The organism is Micromonospora sp. NPDC048999 (assembly GCF_040649295.1).
Taxonomy (GTDB): Bacteria; Actinomycetota; Actinomycetes; order Mycobacteriales; family Micromonosporaceae; genus Micromonospora.
Map to the genome: position 1 here is coordinate 49,933 of NZ_JBEZFI010000030.1, position 22,388 is coordinate 72,320.

18 protein-coding genes are annotated in these 22,388 nt (G+C 72.1%); 12 read left to right on the forward strand and 6 right to left on the reverse strand.

Translation table 11 applies throughout. The features are described from left to right. The first annotated feature begins 24 nt into the window (after nt 1–24). The 7 genes from AB0C02_RS24755 (at nt 25) to AB0C02_RS24785 (ending at nt 9,434) form a co-directional block, all read left to right on the forward strand. Entirely contained in the window at nt 25–1,713 is a 1,689-nt protein-coding gene (locus tag AB0C02_RS24755) for an ABC transporter substrate-binding protein (protein ID WP_357551184.1), read from the forward strand. 91 nt (nt 1,714–1,804) lie between these two features. Further along, nucleotides 1,805–2,857 (forward strand): ABC transporter ATP-binding protein, encoded by a 1,053-nt coding sequence (locus AB0C02_RS24760; protein ID WP_357551185.1) that lies wholly within the window; start codon nt 1,805–1,807, stop codon nt 2,855–2,857. Further along, the gene (locus AB0C02_RS24765; protein WP_357551186.1) at nt 2,854–3,834 is read left to right on the forward strand and encodes an ABC transporter permease; all 981 of its coding nucleotides are present in this window, start codon (nt 2,854–2,856) and stop codon (nt 3,832–3,834) included. Before AB0C02_RS24760 ends, AB0C02_RS24765 begins: the two co-directional genes overlap by 4 nt. A gap of 2 nt (nt 3,835–3,836) precedes the next feature. Beyond that, nucleotides 3,837–4,868, forward strand: coding sequence for an ABC transporter permease (locus AB0C02_RS24770; protein ID WP_357551187.1), 1,032 nt, complete (start codon nt 3,837–3,839; stop codon nt 4,866–4,868). A 55-nt stretch (nt 4,869–4,923) separates the two neighbouring features. Continuing rightward, nucleotides 4,924–5,931, forward strand: coding sequence for an ABC transporter ATP-binding protein (locus tag AB0C02_RS24775; protein ID WP_357551188.1), 1,008 nt, complete (start codon nt 4,924–4,926; stop codon nt 5,929–5,931). A 42-nt stretch (nt 5,932–5,973) separates the two neighbouring features. Then, entirely contained in the window at nt 5,974–7,386 is a 1,413-nt protein-coding gene (locus AB0C02_RS24780; protein ID WP_357551189.1) for a GH1 family beta-glucosidase, read from the forward strand. 152 nt (nt 7,387–7,538) lie between these two features. After that, nucleotides 7,539–9,434, forward strand: a complete 1,896-nt coding sequence (locus tag AB0C02_RS24785) for a ricin-type beta-trefoil lectin domain protein (RefSeq protein ID WP_357551190.1) — start codon at nt 7,539–7,541, stop codon at nt 9,432–9,434. A 41-nt stretch (nt 9,435–9,475) separates the two neighbouring features. On the opposite strand, the gene AB0C02_RS24790 is transcribed toward AB0C02_RS24785, so the two are convergent. Then, nucleotides 9,476–10,732: an ROK family transcriptional regulator gene (locus AB0C02_RS24790; protein ID WP_357551191.1), complete on the reverse strand. Its 1,257-nt coding sequence runs from the start codon at nt 10,730–10,732 to the stop codon at nt 9,476–9,478. Nucleotides 10,733–10,871: 139 nt separating this feature from the next. Between AB0C02_RS24790 and AB0C02_RS24795 the strand changes: the two genes are divergently transcribed. Next, nucleotides 10,872–12,230, forward strand: coding sequence for a glycosyl hydrolase family 18 protein (locus AB0C02_RS24795; protein ID WP_357551192.1), 1,359 nt, complete (start codon nt 10,872–10,874; stop codon nt 12,228–12,230). 77 nt (nt 12,231–12,307) lie between these two features. On the opposite strand, the gene AB0C02_RS24800 is transcribed toward AB0C02_RS24795, so the two are convergent. From AB0C02_RS24800 to AB0C02_RS24815, 4 genes are all read right to left on the reverse strand, one after another. Then, nucleotides 12,308–12,625 carry a TraR/DksA C4-type zinc finger protein gene (locus AB0C02_RS24800; protein ID WP_357551193.1) on the reverse strand — a complete coding sequence of 106 codons (318 nt, stop codon included), beginning with the start codon at nt 12,623–12,625 and terminating at the stop codon, nt 12,308–12,310. Between the two features lie 343 nt (nt 12,626–12,968). Further along, complete coding sequence (locus AB0C02_RS24805; protein ID WP_357551204.1) at nt 12,969–13,553, reverse strand: class I SAM-dependent methyltransferase; 585 nt, start codon at nt 13,551–13,553, stop codon at nt 12,969–12,971. Nucleotides 13,554–13,660: 107 nt separating this feature from the next. Beyond that, nucleotides 13,661–14,341: a DUF2064 domain-containing protein gene (locus AB0C02_RS24810; protein WP_357551194.1), complete on the reverse strand. Its 681-nt coding sequence runs from the start codon at nt 14,339–14,341 to the stop codon at nt 13,661–13,663. After that, entirely contained in the window at nt 14,338–15,012 is a 675-nt protein-coding gene (locus tag AB0C02_RS24815) for a glycosyltransferase family 2 protein (protein ID WP_357551195.1), read from the reverse strand. Before AB0C02_RS24815 ends, AB0C02_RS24810 begins: the two co-directional genes overlap by 4 nt. Nucleotides 15,013–15,173: 161 nt before the next feature. On the opposite strand from AB0C02_RS24815, the gene AB0C02_RS24820 reads away from it, so the two are divergent. Continuing rightward, nucleotides 15,174–16,550, forward strand: coding sequence for a hypothetical protein (locus AB0C02_RS24820; RefSeq protein WP_357551205.1), 1,377 nt, complete (start codon nt 15,174–15,176; stop codon nt 16,548–16,550). Between the two features lie 114 nt (nt 16,551–16,664). Here the strand turns inward: AB0C02_RS24820 and AB0C02_RS24825 are convergent, their stop codons facing one another. After that, nucleotides 16,665–17,726 carry an NAD-dependent epimerase/dehydratase family protein gene (locus tag AB0C02_RS24825; RefSeq protein WP_357551196.1) on the reverse strand — a complete coding sequence of 354 codons (1,062 nt, stop codon included), beginning with the start codon at nt 17,724–17,726 and terminating at the stop codon, nt 16,665–16,667. A gap of 133 nt (nt 17,727–17,859) precedes the next feature. On the opposite strand from AB0C02_RS24825, the gene AB0C02_RS24830 reads away from it, so the two are divergent. From AB0C02_RS24830 to AB0C02_RS24840, 3 genes are all read left to right on the forward strand, one after another. Then, on the forward strand, nt 17,860–19,188 hold the full coding sequence (locus AB0C02_RS24830) for a molybdopterin-dependent oxidoreductase (RefSeq protein WP_357551197.1): 1,329 nt from the start codon (nt 17,860–17,862) through the stop codon (nt 19,186–19,188). Beyond that, on the forward strand, nt 19,181–19,654 hold the full coding sequence (locus tag AB0C02_RS24835) for a hypothetical protein (RefSeq protein ID WP_357551198.1): 474 nt from the start codon (nt 19,181–19,183) through the stop codon (nt 19,652–19,654). Before AB0C02_RS24830 ends, AB0C02_RS24835 begins: the two co-directional genes overlap by 8 nt. Before the next feature lie 388 nt (nt 19,655–20,042). Continuing rightward, nucleotides 20,043–22,253, forward strand: a complete 2,211-nt coding sequence (locus AB0C02_RS24840; protein WP_357551199.1) for a S8 family serine peptidase — start codon at nt 20,043–20,045, stop codon at nt 22,251–22,253. Nucleotides 22,254–22,388 lie beyond the last annotated feature (135 nt).

Here is a 22,388-nt window from a genome sequence, read left to right on the forward strand (position 1 = left end):
CCCCACCACGACCGGGAGGAACACATGCGCGTCAGACGCAGCCTCGCTCTCGCCCTGGCGAGCGTGACGGCGTTGGCAAGCCTCGCCGCCTGCAGCGACAGTCCGAACGCCAACAACAACAACAAGAACAAGGGCCAGGCGTCCGGCGTGCTGAACGCCGGCATGCCGAACGGCCCGCAGACCGAGAACCACAACCCGTTCCTCACCACCTCGGCCGCTGCCTCGCTGGGCTACCGCTGGCAGATCTACGAACCGCTGATGATGTGGAACCCTGTCAAGCCGGCCGACCCGATGAAGCCGTGGCTGGCCACCAAGGCCGAGTGGTCGCCGGACTACACCTCGGTCAAGGTCACCATTCGCGACAACGCCACCTGGTCGGACGGTCAGAAGGTCACCGCCGAGGACGTGGCGTTCACCTACAACCTGGTCAAGCAGTACCCGGCGCTGAACGACCAGGGCACGCCGTACACGGACGCGACGGCGAGCGGCAACGAGGTCACCATCACGATGTCCAGCCCGCAGTTCGTCAACCAGCACAAGGTCCTGTTCCGGGTGCCGATCGTCCCCAAACACATCTGGGAGAAGATCAGCGACCCGACGACCGACCCCAACAAGCAGCCCGTCGGCAGCGGCCCGTACACGCTCAAGTCCTTCACCCCGGCCACAACGACCCTCACTGTGCGCGACAGCGGCTACTGGCAGGACCTGCCCAAGGTCAAGGAGCTGCGTTTCACGTCGTACACCGACAACAGCGCGCAGACCACCGCCCTCGCCAACGGCGAGTCGGAGTGGAGCTTCGTCTTCATCCCCAACTACCAGACCGTCTTCGTCGACAAGGACCCGGCCAACCACAAGGTGTGGGCGCCGCCGGTCCTGGGCATCCACGGCCTGTACATCAACACCACCAAGAAGCCGTTCGACGACCCGGTGCTGCGCCGGGCGATGAACATGGTCGTCGACCGCGAGGACATCTTCAACACCGCCGAGGCCGGCTATTTCCACCCGCTGGTGAAGAGTGTGACCGGCCTGCCCAGCCCCGCCGGTGACGCGTTCCTCGCTCCGGAGTTCAAGGGCCAGGAGCAGAAGGTCGACGTCGACGGCGCGAAGGCGCTGCTCACCGGCGCCGGTTACAAGCTCGACGGCAACACCCTCAAGGACAAGACCGGCAAGCCCGTCAAGCTGACCCTGACCGACCCAGCCGGTTGGTCCGACTACCAGACCAGCCTCGAGATCGTCAAGGACAACCTGTCCAAGATCGGCATTTCCGCCACGATCGACAAGGCCAACCAGGACGCCTGGTTCCGGAACGTCGAGCAGGGCAACTTCGACGCCGCCTTCCGGTGGACCGAGGGCGGCGCCACGCCGTACGACATCTACCGGACCATCATGGACGGCGCGCAGTTGAAGCCGATCGGCACCGCCTCCCCCTCGGGCAACTTCGGGCGGTTCGACAGCCAGCAGGCGACCGATGCCTTGAAGGCCTACGCGAACGCGACGGACGAGGCCGCCCGTACCGACGCGATGAACACCCTGCAGAAGATCTTCGTCGAGCAGATGCCGATGATCCCGGTCGGCGCGGACCAGGTCGGAGGCGCGTACAACACGAAGAACTGGATCGGCTGGCCGGACGATTCGAACCCGTACGGCGGGGTGCAGCCCACCCAGCCCAACGCGCTGGACGTGGTCCTGCACCTCAAGCCCGCCGGTAGCTGACCCGCGACACCGCCTCCCCGGTTGGCCGCGCCGACCGGGGAGGCGGTCATAACCCTCGGTGACGAAGACACCCCGACGACAGGAGGTCGGCATGACGTTGAGCGAGAGCACGGCGGCGCCGGTCAACGAGGTGGTGCTGGAGGCCGTCGGCCTGACCAAGCATTTCCCCGTCCGCAAACGACTGCGTGACCTCTTCTCCCGGACACCGGCGGCCGTCCACGCCGTCGACGACGTATCGTTCGCGCTCCGCCGCGGCCGGGTAACCGCGCTGGTCGGAGAATCCGGGTCCGGAAAGTCCACGGTGGCCCGGCTGCTGGCCCAGCTCTACCGTCGCACCGCCGGCGACATCCGGCTGCACGGCGCGTCGAGCAGCGTCCGCGGCGGCCGGGCCTTCCGGTCCTACGTGCGACGCGTCCAACTGATCCTGCAGGACCCGTTCGCGTCGCTCAACCCGGTGCACACGATCCGCTACCACCTCACCCGGTCGCTGCGGATCCACGGCAACGCCGGCCGCACCCCCGCAGACCTGGACAAGGCCCTCGCCGACCTGCTCACCCGGGTCAGCCTCACGCCACCCGAGCGCTACCTGGACGCGTTCCCACACGAGCTCTCCGGCGGCCAGCGGCAGCGCGTCGCGATCGCCCGGGCGCTCGGTGCCGACCCGGAGGTGCTGCTCGCCGACGAGCCGGTCTCCATGCTCGACGTCTCGATCCGCCTCGGCGTGCTCAACCTGCTTCGGGACCTCAAGCAGCGGCTCAACCTCGCCATCCTGTACATCACCCACGACATCGCCTCGGCCCGCTACTTCGCCGACGAGACGATCGTGATGTACGCCGGCCGCATGATCGAGGGCGGCGACAGCGAGACGGTCACGCAGCACCCGGCGCACCCGTACACCCGCCTGCTCATCGGGTCGGCGCCGGACCCCGACAGCATCACCGGCGCCGCGGATGCCACCACCCGGGAACACGGCGACGGGGAGCCGCCCAGCCTCATCCGGCCGCCGGCCGGCTGCCGGTTCCACCCGCGCTGCCCGCACGCCATGCCCCGCTGCGCGGTCGACCTGCCGCCCCGGCTGGAGATCGCGGACCGGCCCGGCCACTGGGCGGCGTGCTGGCTCTACCTGCCCGGGGAGGATCGATGAAGTTCCTGCTGCAGCGCGTCGCCTTCTACCTGTTCACCGCGTGGGCGGCGATCACGCTCAATTTCTTCATCCCGCGGATGATCCCGGGCGACCCGGTCCAGTCCCTGATCTCGCGTAACCAGGGCCGGATCAGCGCGGACGCCATCCAGTCGCTTCGGGTGCTGTTCGGGCTGGACAAGAACCAGAGCCTCGGGGAGCAGTACCTCGACTATTGGAAGCAGCTCTTCCACGGCGACCTCGGGCTGTCGTTCACCTTCTTCCCGACGCCGGTGTCGACGGTCATCGGCGACAGCCTGCCGTGGACGGTCGGCCTGGTCGGCATCACCACGATCATCAGTTTCTTCCTCGGCACTGCGCTCGGCGTCGGCGCCGGCTGGCGGCGCGGGTCGTGGATCGACGCGCTGCTGCCGGCCACGACGTTCCTCTCCTCGATCCCGTACTTCTGGCTGGGCCTCGTCGCGATCGCCCTGTTCGCCGGGCCGGGCAGCTTTTTCCCGTCGTCCGGTGGTTACGAGCCGGGCCTCGTGCCGGCATTCGACCAGTACTTCATCCCGAGCGCGATCCAGCACAGCATCCTGCCGGCCGCCACCATCCTGGTCTCCTCGATGAGCGGGTGGCTGCTCAGCATGCGCAACATGATGGTCACCGTGTCGTCCGAGGACTACATCACGGTCGCCCACGCGAAGGGCCTGTCGGAGCGCCGGGTGGCCCTCAGCTACGCCGCCCGCAACGCGCTGCTGCCCAACGTCTCGGGCTTCGCACTGTCGCTCGGGTTCATCGTCGGCGGCACCCTACTGGTGGAGATCGTCTTCTCCTACCCGGGCCTCGGATTCCAACTCTTCCAGGCGGTAGGCGCCAAGGACTACCCGCTGATGCAGGGGATCTTCCTGATCATCACGATCTCCGTGCTGGTGGCGAACCTCGTCGCCGACGTCGCGTACCTGCTTCTCGACCCGCGGACCCGAAAGAGTGGTTGAGCATGACGATCTCACCGTCGAGTATCGAGCAGGTCATCCCGGGCCAGGGCGCGATGGCCCAGCCCAGGCCGGGCCGGGCGAGGCGGCGCCGGTTCCGGTTCGTGGCCAACGCCAAGGCTGCGACCGGCCTGGTCGTTCTGGCCTGCTACGGCCTCTTCGCGATCATCGGGCCGTGGGTGGCGCCGTACGATCCGGACGCGCGTAGCACCGATGTCATGCAGGCGCCGTCGGCCAGGCACTGGTTCGGCACCACGCATCTCGGTCAGGACATCTTCAGCCAGATCCTCGTCGGCACCCGCAGCGTCGTCGTCGTGGGCCTGATCGCCGGCGTCCTGGCAACGGTCCTGTCCATCGTCATCGGCGTGACGTCCGGCTATCTGGGTGGGGTGGCCGACGAGGCCGGCTCGGCCCTGTCCAATGTGTTCCTGGTGATCCCGGCGCTGCCGCTGATCATCATCGTGACGTCGATCGTCGAGCAGGCCAGCGACACGCTGGTCGCGCTCATCATCGGGTGCACGTCGTGGGCGTGGGGCGCCCGGGTGCTGCGCGCGCAGACGCTGTCGCTGCGCCGCCGTGACTACATCGAGGCGGCGCGGGCCACCGGCGAGCGGACCTGGCGCATCATCCTGTTCGAAATTCTGCCCAACCTGACCGCGATCATCGCGTCCGGCTTCGTCGGTACGGTGATCTTCGCGGTCATGTCGGAGATCACCCTCGCCTTCATCGGCATCTCGTCGGTCTCCTCGTGGAACTGGGGCACGATCCTGTTCTGGGCACAGGGCCAGCAGGCCCTCGCCCAGGGCGCGTGGTGGTGGTTCGTCCCGGCCGGGTTGGCCATCGCGCTGCTCGGCACCGCTCTCGCGCTGATCAACTTCGGCATCGACGAGTTCGTCAGTCCCCGGCTGCGCAGCGGCGGCCGGACCCGGATCCGCACCGCCGACGGACGCACCGTGCGGATGCGGGTCGGCTTCACCCCCGTCCTGACGCGGCCGGCCGAGGTGCCGCGACCGCGTACGCCGAAGGAGGCCCCGTGAGCGCGAGGAGTGCAGCGAAGCGGAGCCCCGCAGTCGCGAACGAAGGAGGGCACCGGTGAGTGAACCCGTCCTGGAGATCCGTGGGCTCCACGTCGACTACGGGCTCGGCGACGAGGCGGTGCACGCCGTCAACGGCGTCGACCTGACCCTGCACCGGGGCGAGGTGCTGGGGCTGGCCGGGGAGAGTGGCAGCGGCAAGTCCACCCTGGCGTACGGGCTGACCCGGCTGCTGCCGCCGCCCGGCGTGATCAGCGGCGGCCAGGTGCTCTACCACCCGCTCGACGGCCCATCGGTCGACGTGCTGACCCTGACCCCGGCGCGGCTGCGCCAGTTCCGCTGGGCGGAGGCGTCCATCGTGTTCCAGGGGGCGATGAACTCGCTCAACCCGGTGCACCGGATCTCCACCCAACTGCTCGACGCGATCAAGGCGCACGAGCCGAAGAGCACGGCGGCGGGCCGGCTGGCCCGGGCCCGGGAGCTGCTGCGCCTGGTCGGCATCTCCGCCGACCGGCTGGACAGCTACCCGCACCAGCTCTCCGGCGGCATGCGGCAACGCGTCATGATCGCCATGGCACTGGCGCTGGAGCCGCAGGTGGTCATCATGGACGAACCGACCACCGCGCTCGACGTGGTGATGCAGCGGCAGATCCTCGGTCAGCTCGCCGAGCTGCGCGAGCGGCTGGACTTCGCGGTGCTGTTCATCACCCACGACCTGTCGCTGCTGGCGGAGTTCTCCGACCGCATCGCCATCATGTACGGCGGCCGGATCGTCGAGCAGGCGCCCGCCGCCGAGCTGTACCGGCGGGCGCTGCACCCGTACACCGATGGGTTGCTGCACTCCTTCCCGGCGCTGCGCGGCCCCCGCCGCGAGCTCACCGGCATCGCCGGTTCGCCGCCCGACCTGCGCGCCATGCCGAGCGGATGCGCGTTCCACCCGCGCTGCCCCAAGGCGTTCGACCCGTGCGACAAGGAGTTGCCGCCACTCGGCCCGCCCGGCGAGGGCCATCCGGGGCGCGCGGTCTCCTGCTGGCTGCATCCCGCCGCGGCGCCGGTCCCCCACTGACCACCACCGCCCGAAAGCACATTCGCGACCGCAAGGAGAACCATGGACACCGATCTCACCCGCACGATGACGCACGGGCAGGCCGACCTGATCGACACCCTGCCGCCGAACTTCCGGTGGGGGGTGGCGACCTCGTCGTACCAGATCGAGGGCGCGGTGGCCGAGGACGGCCGCACGCCGTCCATCTGGGACACCTTCTGCCGAGTGCCGGGGGCGGTGGCCAACGGGGAGAACGGTGACGTGGCCTGCGACCACTACCACCGGATGCCGGAGGACGTGGCGCTCATCGCCGAGCTGGGCCTGGACACCTACCGCTTCTCGGTGGCGTGGCCCCGGGTGCAGCCGGGCGGGCGCGGGCCGGCCAGCCCGGCCGGCCTGGCGTTCTACGACCGGCTCGTGGACGAGCTGCTCGGCCGGGGGATCGACCCGTGGGTGACGCTCTACCACTGGGATCTGCCGCAGGAGCTGGAGGACGCGGGCGGCTGGCCGCAGCGGGACACCGCCCACCGGTTCGCCGACTACGCCGAGCTGGTCTTCGCCGCGCTGGGTGACCGGGTGAAAACCTGGACCACGCTGAACGAGCCGTGGTGCTCGGCGATGCTCGGGTACGCGTACGGCGAGCACGCCCCGGGCCGGCGGGACCTGGGCGACGGGATCGCGGCCGCCCACCACCTGCTGCTCGGCCACGGGCTGGCGGCGCAGCGGCTGCGTGCGGCGGCGGTCGCCCCGATCGAGGTGGGCCTCACGGTGAACCTGTCCACCGCCGACCCGGCCACCGACAGCGCGGCCGACCGGGATGCCGCCCGGGCCTCCGACGGGCTGGGCAACCGGCTCTACCTGGACCCGGTGTTCCACGGCCGCTACCCCGAGGACGTGGTGGCCGACCTGGCCGCCGACGGGGTACGGATCCCGGTCCAGGACGGCGACCTGGCGATTATCTCCACCCCGATCGACGTGCTGGGGGTCAACTTCTACTTCGGGCAGCTCCTGTCCGGGGTCGACGAGCAGGGCCGGGAGCGGGACGACGCGGGCCGGCCGGTGCGGCGGGTGCTCCGGCGGGACCTGCCGCGCACCGCGATGGACTGGGAGATCGTGCCGGATTCCTTCACCGACCTGCTGGTCCGGCTGAGCCGGGACTACCCGGACGTGCCCATGGTGATCACCGAGAACGGAGCGGCCTTCCACGACCGGCCGGACGCCGACGGGTTCGTCGCCGACGACGACCGGGTGGCGTACCTGGCCGAGCATCTGCGGGCGGTGGCCCGGGCCCGGCAGGCCGGCGCGGATGTGCGTGGCTACTTCGCCTGGTCGCTGCTGGACAACTTCGAGTGGGCGTACGGCTACGACAAGCGGTTCGGCATCGTCCGGGTGGACTACGACACCCAGCGGCGCACGCCGAAGCGCAGCGCCCACTGGTACCGCGACACGGCCCGGCGGGTGCGCGGACAGCGCTGACCCGGCTGTACGGGGCGGCCGCGCGGGAGTCATCCCGGGCGGCCGCCCCGTCGCGTCCGGACCCACCTTCGGGCACTTTTTCACTCCTTGACATAAGCAGGTGTGAGGGGTTTTCTCATTCGCGGATGTCGATTTGATCGAAGGGAGCATCCGTGCCCACCCCACCCCCCACCCCGGTCCGTCGCGCCGCCGGTCGCGCCGCCCTGGCGCTCTGCCTGGCGGCGGCCACCCTCGCCGCCCTCCCCACCCCGGCCGCGCAGGCCGCCGGGGAGACCGTCAACGTCTGGCTCACCACCACCTCCGACGCCGGCGGGCGAAACGTCACCCGCGGCCTGCAACAGCAGGCCGCGCTGAGCTTCGCCGCGAGCAGCGCCGCCGCCACCCACACCATCACCGTCGACGAGAACACCCGCTACCAGCAGTTCGAGGGCGCCGGCGCGTCGATCACCGACACCACCGCGTACCTGCTGCGCGGCGGGCCGGTCAGTGCCGCCACCCGGGACGACGTGATGCGCAAGCTGTTCAGCCCCACCGACGGCATCGGCCTGTCGTTCGTGCGCAACCCGATCGGCGCCTCGGACCTGTCCCGCCCCGGCAACGTCTCCCTCGACGACACCTGCTGCAACCTCAACGACTTCGGGGCCAACGGCTACAACACCAATGTGGAGCTGCTCACCGCGCAGGCCAAGCAGCTCAACCCGGCGCTGCGGGTGAAGGTGGTGCCGTGGAGCGCGCCCGGCTGGATGAAGGACAACGGCCGGATGGATCACATGGGCTGGCTGAAGTCGGAGTACTACGCCACCTACGCCCAGTACTTCGTGAAGACCATCCAGGCGTACGCGGCCCGGGGCGTGAAGGTGGACTACGTCTCACTGCAGAACGAGCCGAACTGCTGCCAGGCGGGCAACCCCACCGCGATGGACTACCCGGGGATGAACTGGAACGCCTCCGGGATGGTCGAGCTCACCAAGAACTTCGTCTACCCGGCGTTCCGAACCGCCGGGATCACCACCAAGGTCCTCGTCCACGACTGGAACTACGGCGACTACGGCACCATCGGCTCCGGGCTGCTCGCCGACAGCGGCGTACGCACCGACCCGCTCTTCGGCGGCATCGCCTGGCACGGCTACTGGGGTGACCCCTCGGTCGGCACCCAGGTCCACGGCCAGTACCCGGCCGTGCCGCAGTTCAGCACCGAACACTCCGGCGGCACCTGGATCGGCAACCAGCACAACGAGGACATGGCCGACATCGTGAACTATGCCCGGAACTGGAGCCAGAGCGTGGTCAAGTGGAGCCTCGCGGTCAACCAGAACATGGGCCCGCACAACGGCGGCTGCGGCACCTGCACCGGCCTGATCACCGTCCAGGAGGGCGGCTCGCGGGCCGGCCAGGTCGACTACACCGTCGAGTACTACACGACCGGGCACCTGACCAAGTTCGTCAAGCCGGGCGCGTACCGGATCGACTCGACCGCGAACGGCACGGTGCAGAACGTGGCGTACCGCAACTCGGACGGCTCCAAGGCGCTGATCGCGCACAACGGCGGCACCTCGGCCCAGTCGGTGAAGGTGGTGTGGGGCGGGCAGTCCTTCACGTACACCCTGCCGGCCCGGACCACCGCGACCTTCACCTGGTCCGGCACCCAGTCCGGCGGCGGCGCGCCGACCGGCCTGATCACCGGCATCGGCGGAAAGTGCCTGGACGTCACCGACAACGCCACCGCCGACGGCACGCCGGCGCAGATCTGGACCTGCTTCGGCGGCGCGAACCAGCAGTGGACCCGAGCCACCGACGGGACCATCCGGTCGCTGGGCAAGTGCCTCGACGTCTCCGGCGGCGGCACCGCCGACGGCACGAAGGTGCAGCTGTGGACCTGCAACGGCACGGCCGCCCAGCAGTGGGTGTGGACGTCCGGACGGGACCTGGTGAACCCGCAGGCGAACAAGTGCCTCGATGTCACCGGCAACACCTCCGCCGACGGCACGAAGACGCAGATCTGGACCTGCACCAGCGGGGCCAACCAGAAGTGGACCCTACCGTCCTGAGCCGACGCGGGTCGGCGACGGCAACGTCGCCGGCCCGCGCCTCAGCGGGCCCGCGCCCGGGTCCGGGGCGCCGGCCGCGCCGGGGAAACCCGGGCGACCGGGTCGCGCGGCACACCCCCGTCGCGCAGCAGCCGGGCCATCGGCAGGGTGGCCGCGCCCATCGCGACCGCGTCGGGCCCGAGCCGGCACAGCTCGATCGAGGTCTGGGCGTACGGCTGGCGCAGCGCGTGCCGCGCGGTGGCCGCACGGATCTGGGGCAGGTAGCGCTCGCCCAGGGCCAGCCCCGCCCAGCCGCCGAGCACCACCCGCTCCGGGTTGAACAGGTTGATCAGGTTCGCCACCCCGGCGCCGAGGTAGCCGACCGTGTCGTCGAGCACCGTCGCGGCCGCGCGGCCGGTGGACCGCAGCAGCTCGCCGAAGGCGGTCTCCTCGTCCTCGCCGGCCGCCGGGCGGCCCCGGTTGGCCTGCCGGAACCGGTCGAGGATCCCCTCCGCCCCGACGTACGCCTCGAGGCAGCCGAGGTTGCCGCAGCGGCAGCGCCGACCGCCGTACACGATCGTGGTGTGGCCCCATTCGCCGGCGCTGCTGTGCGCGCCGCGATAGCCCACGCCGTCGGCGACCACACAGGCTCCGACGCCGGAGCCGACCAGGACGATGACGGCGTGCCGGACGCCCCGGCCGGCGCCGAACCACATTTCGGCCTGGCCGAGGGTCTTCGCGCCGTTGTCGATGTGGACGGGGATGCCGGTGCCGGCCCGCAGCATCGCCCCGAGCGGCACGCCGTCCCAGCCGAGGGTCTGCGCGTGCACGACGGCGTCGGCGGTGCGCTCGACCGTGCCGGACACGGCGACGCCGAAGCCGAGCACCGCGGCCGGGTCGACGCCGGCCTGCTCGATCACCGCGTCGAGGCCGTGCAGCAGGTGGGTGGCCACGTCGCGCGGGTCGGACCCGGTGGCGGCGATCGGGTACTCGGCCTTGGCGCGGGCGGTCATCGCCAGGTCGAACAGCTCGACCTGGACCCGGGTCTCGCCGACGTCGGCGCCGACCAGGTAGCCGTAGGCGGGGGCGACGCGCAGCAGCACGCGGGGCCGACCGCCGTCGGACTCCACCGAGCCGGCCTCTTCAACGAGCCCTTCGGCGATCATCTCGCCGACCAGGTTGCTCACGCTGGCCAGGCTCAGTGCGGTGGTCTGGCCGAGTTCGTGACGGCTGAGCGGCCCGTCCAACCAGATCCGGGTGAGCAGCACCGATCGGTTGGCACGGCGCATGTCGCGCACGGTGGTGCGTCTGGCGTCCACGTCCGCCGCCGTCCTCTCCCTGGGCGCCACCGGCGGCGGCGTCCGTTCAGGTCATGAAACAAGCAGCGTCAGCCTACTGCGCATTTACATTTAACAAAGTTAACTGATAGCCTGCGGCACATCGATGAGGAGGTATGTCATGCGACTTCGACGCGGGTTGACCGCCCTGCTCGGCGGCGCCCTACTGCTCACCGCCCTACCGGCCGCCACCGGGCTCGCCACGGCCAGCGGCGCGACAGCGCTGGCGTCCTGCACCGGCGTACCGGCCTGGGCCGAGGGGGTCACCTGGACCGCCGGCAGCAAGGCCACCTACGCCAGCCGGCTCTACCAGGCACTGCAGACACACACCCCGCCGGTCGGCGCCGGTTGGACCCCGCCCGCCACCCCGGCCCTCTGGAGCGACCTCGGCGCCTGCGACGGCGGCACCCCGTCGCCCACGCCGACCAAGTCCGCCTCCCCCACGCCGACGCCCACCCCGTCACCGACCCGCACGCCGACGCCGACGCCCACCCCGACCTCGTCGAGCCCGCCGCCGGGCGGGGACACCTGCGCGCTGAAGTCGCGACCGGCCGGCAAGGTGCTCCAGGGCTACTGGGAGAACTGGGACGGCGCCACCAACGGCGTGCACCCCGGCCTCGGCTGGATCCCGATCACCGACTCACGCATCCGGTCGCACGGCTACAACGTGGTCACCGCCGCCTTCCCGGTGATCCGCTCCGACGGCACCGCGCTCTGGGAGAACGGCATGGACGCCGGGGTCAAGGTGCCCACCCCGGCCGAGGTGTGCCAGGCCAAGGCCGCCGGCCTGACCGTCCTGCTGTCGATCGGCGGCGCGACCGCCGGCATCGACCTCGGCTCGACCGCGGTCGCCGACCGCTTCATCGCCACCGTGGTGCCGATCCTCAAGCGCTACAACTTCGACGGCATCGACATCGACATCGAGACCGGCCTCACCGGCAGCGGCAACATCAACCAGCTCTCCACCTCGCAGGCCAACCTGGTCCGCATCATCGACGGGGTGCTCGCCCAGATGCCCGCCGGCTTCGGGCTCACCATGGCCCCGGAGACCGCGTACGTCACCGGCGGCAGCGTCACCTACGGGTCCATCTGGGGCGCGTACCTGCCGATCGTCAAGCGGTACGTCGACAACGGCCGGCTCTGGTGGCTCAACATGCAGTACTACAACGGCAGCATGTACGGCTGTTCCGGCGACTCGTACTCCGCCGGCACCGTGCAGGGCTTCGTCGCGCAGACCAACTGCCTGAACACCGGCCTGGTCGTGCAGGGCGTCACCATCCGCGTCCCGTACGACAAGCAGGTCCCGGGCCTGCCCGCGCAGTCCGGCGCCGGTGGTGGATACATGCAGCCGTCCCTGGTGACGCAGGCGTGGAACACCTACCAGGGCGGTCTCAAGGGCCTGATGACCTGGTCCATCAACTGGGACGGGTCGAAGGGCTGGACCTTCGGCGACAACGTCAAGGCCCTGCAGGGCCGCTGACCCCGACCGGGCCGCTGCGTGTCCGCCCCCCGGCCAGCCGGACCGCCGGGGGGCGGTCCGGCGTCGCCGCGGTCAGCTCAGCCCTGCTTCTGCTGGCACGGCACGCAGAAGCGGGCGTGCGGCAGCACCTCGAGCCGCTCGGTCGGGATCGGCACGGCACACCGCTCGCAGATGCCGTAGCCGCCCTCGGCCATCCGGCGCAGCGCGTCGCTGATCTGCGCCAGGCTCTGCCGGGTCGCGGCGATCATCGCGGCCTGGGTGTGCGCCTCGCCGGGGTCGCCGGTGTCCGCGGTCAGTTCGGTCAGTCGCGCGGTCTGCGCCTCGAACTCGGTGGTGAGTGTGGCCCGCAGTCGCGTGATCCGCTGGTCAGTGGCGTCTCGGAGGTCGGTGCTCATGTCGGGATCCCTTCCGGAAAAAGAAAAAGGCCGAAGCCGAATGGCTTCGCCCTGGTGGCCGTTCTCGCGGGTGAGGGGATTCCCGGAGGGCCACGGCCGGTGGGGATCGGGCTCGGCAGGCCGTGGATGGGCGCGACCGCGTGCCGCGAACAGGGCACGACAGCAGGCGTCACCGTGGTGACGCTGATCGGCTGCCGGACCGGATACATTTGTTCACCATAGGCGGACCGGGCCAGGACGCCAACCGCATTGCCACTTCCCGTTGGAACTTTCGGCCGACGCGGTGCCCTCTGTCCGGTGTGCCGGGATCACCGCTCGCGCGGCCCACCGGACGGCGGCCGCGTCACGACCGCTCCAGCTCGCCGAACCAGCGCCGGCCCGCCTCGAACACGTCCCGCACGGCCAGCTCGGCGGCACGGGCGGTGTCGTGCACCGCCACCGTGTCCAGCCGCCCCCAGCGGAAGGCACCGCTGCGGCGTACGGCACCCGCCGGGGAACGAAAGGTCAGCCGGGCGTCTCCGCGCCAGAGTCCCGGCCCGGGGGGCTCCAGCTCGACGAGGAGGGTTCCGCCGGCGCGGATCAACTCCCGGCACCGCCGGAGCAGGACGTACGGGTCACCGCCGATGCCGATGTTGCCGTCGACGAGCAGGACGTGCGCCCACCGGCCCTCGCCGGGCAGGGCAGCGAAGACGTCCCGGTGGAGGGCGACCACCCCACGCGCCCGGGTGAGCCGCACCGCGTACGGGGAGATGTCGACGCCGACCGCGGTGTGCCCGGCCCGGGCCAACGCGAGCGCGAGCCGGCCCGGGCCGCAACCGACGTCCAGGGTCGGGCCGGCGCACCGGGCCACGACGGCGGCGGTCGCCGGCTCGGGAGGGCCGTGCCAGCGCCGCACCGGCAGCCGGCTGCGCGGGCCGTCGCCCGGCACGAGCCAGTGCGCGCCCGGCCGCCCGTGCAGGGCCGCGGCGAAGACGTCCTCGGTCTCGGCCGGGTCCGCCCGGTCCGGCCAGCCGCCCGTCCCGACGGCGTCGACGGTCACCGTCGGTCGTCCGGGACCGCGGTGGGACGCAGCCGCGCGACCTGGCGGGCGAAGCGGCTCGCCGGCGCCTCGGCGGCCACCGCGAGCGCGTCGGGCCACTCGTCGACGTCGCGCAGCACCGGCAGGGGCAGGGTGCGCAGCCGCCGCCGCGCGAGCGCCGCCCAGGTGCGCCGGCCGGTCGACGCGGTGGACGTCGGCACCGCCCGCAACGCGGCGGCCTGCCGGGGGTCGCGCAGCCCCAGCGCCCACCACCCGCCGTCGACCGCCGGACCGAGCACGGCGTCGGCCAGGTCGAGGCGCCGCACCGCCGCGAGCAGGCGTCCCGGCGTCAGTTGCGGCGTGTCCATGCCGATCTGCAGCACCGGCCGTCCCGGCCAGGCCGCCGCCACGTCGGCGTGGGCGTTGGCGAGCCGCTCGGCCAGGTCGCCACCCCGCTGGGCCAGCACCGACCAGTCGGCGAGGGCGGCCGCCAGGTCGGCGCCGGCCTCGGCGTCGGCGACGCGTCCCCGTACGGCCAGCACGGGCGTCACCCCGGGCACGGCACGGACGGCGTCGAGGGTGTCCCGCAGCGCCGCCGCGGCGATCCGGGCCGCCTCACCGGGGGTGGCCGGTGGGCAGAGCCGGGTCTTCACGGCCCCCGGCACGGGTGCCTTGGCCATCACCAGCAGCACGGTCATCGAGGTCGGCCCACGGTGCGCAGGACGCCGGCGAAGTCGCGGGTGGCGCGCAGCGTGCCGCGTACCGAGCCGGAGACTTTGGACCGGGTGCCGGCGGCGCGCGGTGCGTAGCTGACGTCCAGCTCCCGGATCCGCCAGCCGGCGGCCCCGGCGCGGATCAGCAGTTCGAGTGGGTAGCCGAAGGCCCGGTCGGTGACGCCGAGGGCGAGCAGGGCGTCGCGGCGGGCCACCCGGATGGGGCTGAGGTCGCGCAGCGGCACGCCCCGCTGGCGCAGCAGCGCCGCGACGAGGGCGGTGCCGGCGCGGGCGTGCCAGGGCCAGACGCCGGCACGGACGGGTCGCCGCCGGCCCACCGCCAGATCGGCGACGCCACGGGCGACCGGGTCGACCAGGGCGGGCAGCTCCGCCGGGTCGAAGGAGCCGTCGGCGTCGAGCACGCAGACGAGGTCCGCGTCGGCGGCCAGCAGCCCGGTGTGCATGGCCGCGCCGTAACCCCGGCGGGGCTCGTGCACGACCCGGGCCCCGTGCCGCGCGGCGATCTCCGCCGAGCCGTCCCGGGAGCCGTTGTCCACCACGATCGCCCGGTACCCGCAGGGCAGGGCGGTGAGGACGCCGGGCAGGGCGGCGGCCTCGTCGAGGCACGGCAGGACCACGTCGATCGGTGTCGGCACACCGCCGACGCTAGGGGCGTTCCGACCCCGGTACGGGCTTCGAACCGTACCGAGCCGCTTTCGGGTGATCCCCTCATCCGGGGCGGTGACGTCGCCGCGAATGCGGCCGCGACCGGGCGGCACGGGCGTACCGTCCGGCCGGTATGAGAGCGACCACCACGCTGCCGGCGGTGCCCGCCCGGACGCCGGCCCGCCCGCCCCGGACCGACCTGGTCGTGCTGGGCGTCGAGGTCGCGCTGGTGGCGCTCGCCGGGCTGGTCGGCGCGGTGCTGAACCGGCGCGGCGTGGGTCTGCACGCCGACGCCGCCCCGCTGTACGCGACCTGGCGGCCGCACGTCGGCTGGGGCACCCCGGCGGCGGTGCTGGTCGCGGCGGCCGCGATCGGTGCCGGGGTGCGCTGGGCCGGCGGGGCACGGTGGGCGCCGCTGCTCGGCGTGGCCTGGCTGGCGTCGGCGGCGTGGACGCTGTCGCTGGCCCTGGTCGACGGCTGGTCGGCGGGATTCACCGAACGGCTCACCGCGCAGGCGGAGTACCTGCACGAGGTGCCCGGAATCCGGGACGTCCCCGCCACACTGGCCGGGTTCACCGAGCGCATCCTCGACTTCCAGCCCGACTCGTGGTCGACCCACACCGCCGGTCACCCGCCCGGCGCGCTGCTGCTGTTCGTCGGGCTGGACCGGATCGGGCTCGGCGGGGGCACCGTGGCCGCGCTGGCCTGCGTGCTGGTGGGCACGAGCGTCACGGCCTCGGTGCCCGTGGCGCTGCGGGCGCTCGGTGCCGAGCCCGCGGCCCGGGCGGTCCTGCCGTTCCTGGTGCTGTTGCCCGGCGCGGTGTGGGTGGGGGCGTCGGCGGACGGCCTGTTCGCCGGTGTGGTCGCGGCCGGACTGGCGCTGCTGGCGGTACGCGGTCGACTGGCCCCGGCCGCCGGTGGCCTGATGCTGGGCTTCGCGCTGTACCTGTCGTACGGCTTCGTGCTGGTGGGCCTGCTGGCGCTGGTGGTGCTGGCGCTGCGCCCGGCGGACCGGATCGCCGCGCTGCTGTCCGCCGTCGCCGGGGCCGCTACGGTCGTGGTCGCCGTCACGGCGGCGGGGTTCTGGTGGTGGGACGGCTACCAGCGAGTGGTGGAACGGTACAACCAGGGCTGGGCGGCCGACCGCCCGTACGGCTACTGGGTGTGGGCGAACCTGGCGGCGCTGGTGCTGTCCGCCGGCCCGGCGCTCGGGCCGGCGCTACGCCGGGCGGTGCTGGCCGGGGTGGCGGCGATCCGCCCCGCGCTGCGCGGCCCTGGCGCCCGGCTCGTCGGGCCGGTGGTTGCCGCCGGGCCGACCGTGCTGCTGCCGGTCGCTGCGGCGGTGGTGGTGCTCGCGGCTGACCTGTCCGGGTTGAGCAAGGCCGAGGTGGAGCGGATCTGGCTGCCGTTCGCGGTGTGGCTGCTGGTCGCCGTCGCGCACCTGCCGCCGGCGACCCGCCGCTGGTGGCTGGTCGGGCAGGCGGCGACCGCGCTCGCGGTCAACCATCTGCTCTGGACGGTCTCCTGAGCGCTGCTGATTCCCGGGCCCGGTTGGCGGCCCTCGTCCCGGCCGTCGCCGGCGACTCAGGTCTTCCGGCCGGGCCGGTGCCCGGGCGGCGTGGTGTCCGTAAGCGACCGGCGGTCAGACGGGCAGCGCCGCCGGTTCGCGCAGCGGGTCGGTGGCGAGGGCGGCGATGCCCTCGGCGAACCTGACCCGGGCGGTGTAGCCGAGCAGTTCGGTCGCCCGACGCGGGTCGGCGACGACATGCCGCACGTCGGCGGCCCGGGCACCGCCGACGACCAGCGGCGCCGGGCCGGCCATCGCGGCGGCCAGGGCGGCGGCCAGGTCACCGACGGAGCGCGGCTCGCCGGAGCAGACGTTGACCGGCGTCAGGGGCTCCGGCGGCGGCGTGGTCAGGGCCAGTAGGTTGGCCCGCGCCACGTCGGTGACGTGGACGAAGTCGCGCCGCTGCCGGCCGTCCTCCAGCACCTGCGGCGGCAGACCCGAGGTCAGCGCGGACCGGAAGATCGAGGCCACTCCGGCGTACGGGGTGTCGCGGGGCATCCGGGGCCCGTACACGTTGTGGTAGCGCAACGCCCACACCCCGGCACCGGTCTGGCGCGCCCAGGCGGCGGCCAGGTGTTCCTGGGCGAGCTTGCTGGCGGCGTACGTGCTGCGCGGCTCCAGTGGGGCGTCCTCGGGTACCAGCACCGGGGTGAGGGCGCCCGAGCAGCGCGGGCAGGTCGGGTCGTAGCGGCCGACGGCCAGGTCGGCGAGGCGGCGTGGGGCGGGTCGCACCGGGCCGTGCCGGTCGCACTCGTAGCGCCCCTCGCCGTAGACGACCATCGAGCTGGCCAGCACCAGCCGGCGCACCCCGGCGCGGTGCATGGCGGCCAGCAGCACCGCCGTGCCGTAGTCGTTGTGGCTGGCGTAGCCGGGCGCGTCCGACGGGTCGAGCCCGTGCCCGACCATCGCCGCCTGGTGGCACACCGCGTCGATGCCGGGCAGCAGCCGGTCGAGCAGGTCGGGGTCGCGGACGTCGCCGATCACCGGGGCGTGCCGCCGGGCCCACTGCGGCAGTTCCCCGCCGTGTGCCTGGGGCAGCAGCGCGTCCAGCGCCACCACCTCGTGCCCGTCGTCGGCGAGCAGGTCGGCGACCTGGGATCCGATGAAGCCGGCCGCGCCGGTGACCAGTACCCGCATGTCGGGCAGCGTAGGGCGGCGCGGGCCGGGTCGAGGCCGCCGTTAAGGACCTCGCAACATGACTGTCACCGCGCCCACCGCCAACACCCGCAATCCGAACAAATTAGATCTGTGCGGTGCCTAACCTGCTGGAGTGGAACCCCGTGAACGCCGTCAGCACCTCCCCCGGCGCTGGTGGGCGTTCCTGGCCGAACATCCCCCACCCGGCGCGGCGACCGTGCACCGGCGATGGCGCAGCCCGCTGCGCGGCCCGTGGCTCACCTCCGTGTACGGGGTGGTCCTGCTCGTCGGCCTGCCGTTGGTGTTCCTCACCGGACTGCTGGACTACCTCGCCTACTCCCCGCAGTTCGGCCAGGCGTTCCCGGGCGACGTCGGGTGGCTGCGGCTGCCGCCGTTCGACTGGCCGACCCGCCCGTCCTGGCTGTTCCGCCTCACCCAGGGCCTGCACGTGGGGCTCGGCATCACGCTGGTCCCGGTCGTGCTGGCCAAGCTCTGGTCGGTGCTGCCGAAGCTGTTCGCCTGGCCGCCGGCACGCTCGGTGGCGCAGGTGCTGGAACGGCTGTCCCTGCTGCTGCTGGTCGGCGGGATCCTGTTCGAGATCGCCACCGGCCTGCTCGACATCCAGTACGCGTACCTGTTCGGGTTCGACTTCTACACCGCCCACTACTTCGGCGCGTGGGTGTTCGTCGCCGCGCTGGTCACGCACGTGACGCTCCGGCTGCGACGGATGCTCACCGCGCTGCGGTCCCGGTCGCTGCGCGGGGAGCTGACCACCTCCCGTACGGCCACCCGGCCCGAGCCGCCGGACCCGGACGGGTTGGTGGCCGCCCGGCCGGGGCCGGCCACGATGAGCCGGCGCGGCGCGCTCGGCCTGGTCGGCGGCCTGTCACTGCTGCTCGCCGCCCTCACCGTGGGGCAGCACTTCAACGGGCCGTGGCGGCGTACCGCGCTGCTGCTACCCCGCGGTCGGCAACCCGGCACCGGCCCCACCGGCTTCCCGGTCAACCGGACCGCGACCGCCGCCGGCGTCAGCGCCGCCGACACCGGGCCGGGCTGGCGGCTCACCCTGCGCGCGGGCGGACGCACCACCGCCGTGGACCGCGCCGCCCTGCTGGCCATGGCCCAGCACACCGTCACGCTGCCGATCGCCTGCGTGGAGGGGTGGTCGACCGTGCAGAACTGGACCGGGGTACGGCTGCGCGACCTCGCCGCGCTGGCCGGGGCCGACGGCGTCACCGCCGCACAGGTCCGCTCGCTGGAAAAGACGGGACTGTTCCGGCAGGCGACCCTGCAGGCCAACCAGGTCCTCGACGCGGATGCCCTGCTCGCGCTGCGGGTCAACGGCGTCGACCTCACCCTCGACCACGGCTATCCGGCGCGGGTCATCGTGCCGGCCCTGCCCGGGGTGCACTGCACGAAATGGGTGGCGGAGATCGATTTCCGGGGGCGCGCCGGTGGGTGACGTTGGGGCGCGGTTCCGGGCGGCGTACGGGGCGCCGCCCGGGCACCTGCTGCTGCTCGCCGGCAGCTTCGCCGTCACCGGGTGGGTGGCGCTGCGGCTCGCCGGGGAACCGGCCGTCGGCCGGATGCTGCTCTGGTTCGTCGGCGCGGTGATCGCCCACGACTTCGTGCTGTTCCCGATCTACGGGCTGGCCGACCGCGCGGCGCGGCGCGTGCTGGGTTCCCGCGCGGTGCCGGCCTCGGGTCCCGCGCCGCTGAACCATGTCCGCGTGCCGGCGCTGGCCTCGGGGCTGCTGTTCCTGGTCTACCTGCCCGGCATCCTCCGGTTGGGGCGGCCGACCTATCTGGCCGCGTCCGGGCAGGACCAGCGGCCGTTCCTCACCCGCTGGCTGCTCGCCACGGCCGCCCTGTTCCTGGCCAGCGCCCTCGGCTACGTGCTGCGCCGGTGGTGGGCCCAGCGCCGGTGAACCGGCCGGTGCCGAATGGGACTGAGCGGCGCGTTCCTCGACGATTCGCGGCAAACATTGACGAGTGATCTGATCAACGTGAGAAAGCGACGCGCAAATTGTCGCGCCCCACGACATCTCGTTGATGGGCGATATGCGGGACCGAACCGGCAGCTATTCGGTGTGGACTCTCGGGCCGACGATCGGATCGACGCCGTACGGGTCATTCGGCCTGCTCAGTCCGGCCCCGGCTGCCGGCGTCCATGGCACCTGCACAAGCAGCCGCGTCAGGGGGTGTTCGGCCTCGGGCGCTTACTTCAGAGGTAGACGGATACGTGTCGGCGAACCCTTGATCCGCTCTGGACGGAGCGGATAGCATCCGGCCCAGTCGATCTTGGAAGGGGTCGGAGTGTCGAACAAGAAGCGTGTTAGGACAAGGCTCGTCGCAGCCCTGGCGCCGGTAGTGGTGCTCGGCGTCGCCGCGCAGCCGGCGATGGGGCAGGTGCCCGTGCCGCCGCCGATCAAGACCTACGAGGGAGATCCCGGCCGACTCGGCGACCCGGCGAGCTGGCGTACCCCTGAGTTCAACCGGGACGCCGGCCTGGTGTCGATGGGAGCCGAGTTCGCCTACGCCGCCGGCTTCTCCGGCACCGGGATGAACATCGGCGTCGTCGACTCGGGCGTCTTCGCCGGGCACGTCCGGGAGCACGGCAGCCAGGACACGAACTACGCCGTCGGGGACCGCTACTTCTCCGTGGAGGCCCAGGGCGGCAACACGGGTCCGACGTCGGGCTTCTACAACCAGGCGTACAACGACAGCCACGGCACCCACGTCACCGGGACCATCGCGGCGAGCCGCGATGGCGTCGGCGAGACGCAACCGAGCGGCCCCACCGCCAACATGCACGGGGTCGCGTTCAACGCCAACGTGTACATGGGCAACACCGGCAAGACGGACGGCGTGCTCTACGGTCTCCTGCCGGCGAACGCGACCGCCGCGCAGAAGCCGGACGACGCCTACATCGGCAATGTCTACCGGGCCGTGAATGCCGCCAAAACGGCGAACGGTGAGCCCATCAAGATCATCACCAGCAGTTGGGGTAGCCAACCCAACACGGAACACTACGGCACGTATGACACGCCGCCCGGCAGCCCGGCGGGCTACGGGTTGAACACGGCCTGGCGCCTCTGGTCCACTCCGGATGGCGTCGTCGACGCGAACGGCAGCACCGCCCGGTGGCTGAACGGCGCCATCGAGGCCGCGCGTTCCGGCACGATCATCCAGTTCACCGCCGGTAACAGCGGCTACGTGAACCCGTCGCCGCGAGGTGCCGCGCCGTACTTCATGCCCGAGCTGGAGAGCAGCTGGTTCACGACGTCGGGGATCAACCCCACCCAGGGCCGCACGTTCAACGCTGACGGCTCCGTCCTGGTCCCCGGCCAGCAGACGTTCAACCAGTGCGGCGTCGCGAAGTGGTCCTGCGTGACGGCGCCGGCCAACAACATCAACAGCACGACCGTGTCGGTCGTCAACGGCGTGCCCGAGCCCCGTTACGGAAGCTCGTCGGGAACGTCGATGGCCGGGCCGCACTCGGCGGCCGCCCTCTCGTTGATCATGCAGCGCTTCCCGTACCTGACCAACGAGCAGGCACTGCAGACGATGTTCACCACCGGCCGGCAGAACAACACGGTCAACGACGCGGCGGGCAACGCGGTGCTGAACCCCACCCGCGGCCAGATCGTGCAGGTTCCCGACAGCCGCAACGGCTGGGGCACGGTCAGTCTGCGGGAGGCCGTGCAGGGCCCGGGCCAGTTCCTGGGGCCGTTCGTGGTTGACACCCAGGGGCGCGACGACGTGTGGTCGAACGACATCTCTGACGTCGCGATCCGGGCACGCCAGCAGGAGGACGCCGCCGAGGCGGCAGCCTGGGAGGCGACCAAGGTCGCCAAGGGCTGGACGCAGGGCCTGCCGGCCAACGCGAGCGACGCCGACAAGTCGGACTACGCCATCGGGATCCGCCGCGAGCAGGCCCGCCAGGCCCGCGCCTACGAGGGCAACCTCACGAAGCGTGGCGCCGGAAGCCTGTTCCTCACCGGCAAAGAGACCTGGCACGGGACGAGCACGGTCCTCGACGGCAAGCTCTCCGTCGTCGGCTCGCACGCGAGCTCGATCGACGTGCGCGGCGGAACGCTCGGCGGCAGCGGCCGCGTGGGTGCCAACGTCAACGTCACCGGCGGCGTGCTGCGTCCCGGTCTCGCCTCCGACGAGGCCGCGCAGATCACCGGTGCCGCCGCGGGCAACGCCCTGAACGTCGACGGCAACGTGACCGTCGGCAAGTCCGGTCGCGTCGCGGTGACCCTCTCCGGCGACCACGACTACACGAGCATCAAGGCCGCGGGGCAGCTGGTGCTAGACGGCGAGCTGGACCTGGACGTGCGTGGCACGCTCACCCCGGGCACCGTCTTCACGATCATGAGCGGTAGCTCGATCAAGGGTGAATTCCACGCGCTGCCCCAGAACCGGGTCCTGAACACGGGCCGTCACATGTTCCGGGTGTCGTACAAGAACAACAGCCTGACGCTGACCGTCGAGCGCGTGCTGCCGAACAACGGGAAGTAAGGGACCAGAAGGAGAGGTGGGCCGCGACGCCGAGGTCGGCGTCTACGCCGTCAGGTCGGTCGGCCGCGGCTGTCGTGGCCGGAGCGGGCGGTGTTGTCCGCGCTGGTCCGGGCGCTGCCGCGGGAGCTCTGGAGG

What these genes read in the sequence shown, in the direction of transcription:
- AB0C02_RS24765 (WP_357551186.1), top strand. Translation starts at nt 2,854, where the DNA reads ATGAAGTTCCTGCTGCAGCGCGTCGCCTTCTACCTGTTCACCGCGTGG.
- AB0C02_RS24810 (WP_357551194.1), bottom strand. Translation starts at nt 14,341, where the DNA reads ATGACCGTGCTGCTGGTGATGGCCAAGGCACCCGTGCCGGGGGCCGTG.
- AB0C02_RS24780 (WP_357551189.1), top strand. Translation starts at nt 5,974, where the DNA reads ATGGACACCGATCTCACCCGCACGATGACGCACGGGCAGGCCGACCTG.
- AB0C02_RS24800 (WP_357551193.1), bottom strand. Translation starts at nt 12,625, where the DNA reads ATGAGCACCGACCTCCGAGACGCCACTGACCAGCGGATCACGCGACTG.
- AB0C02_RS24755 (WP_357551184.1), top strand. Translation starts at nt 25, where the DNA reads ATGCGCGTCAGACGCAGCCTCGCTCTCGCCCTGGCGAGCGTGACGGCG.
- AB0C02_RS24825 (WP_357551196.1), bottom strand. Translation starts at nt 17,726, where the DNA reads ATGCGGGTACTGGTCACCGGCGCGGCCGGCTTCATCGGATCCCAGGTC.
- AB0C02_RS24770 (WP_357551187.1), top strand. Translation starts at nt 3,837, where the DNA reads ATGACGATCTCACCGTCGAGTATCGAGCAGGTCATCCCGGGCCAGGGC.
- AB0C02_RS24795 (WP_357551192.1), top strand. Translation starts at nt 10,872, where the DNA reads ATGCGACTTCGACGCGGGTTGACCGCCCTGCTCGGCGGCGCCCTACTG.
- AB0C02_RS24760 (WP_357551185.1), top strand. Translation starts at nt 1,805, where the DNA reads ATGACGTTGAGCGAGAGCACGGCGGCGCCGGTCAACGAGGTGGTGCTG.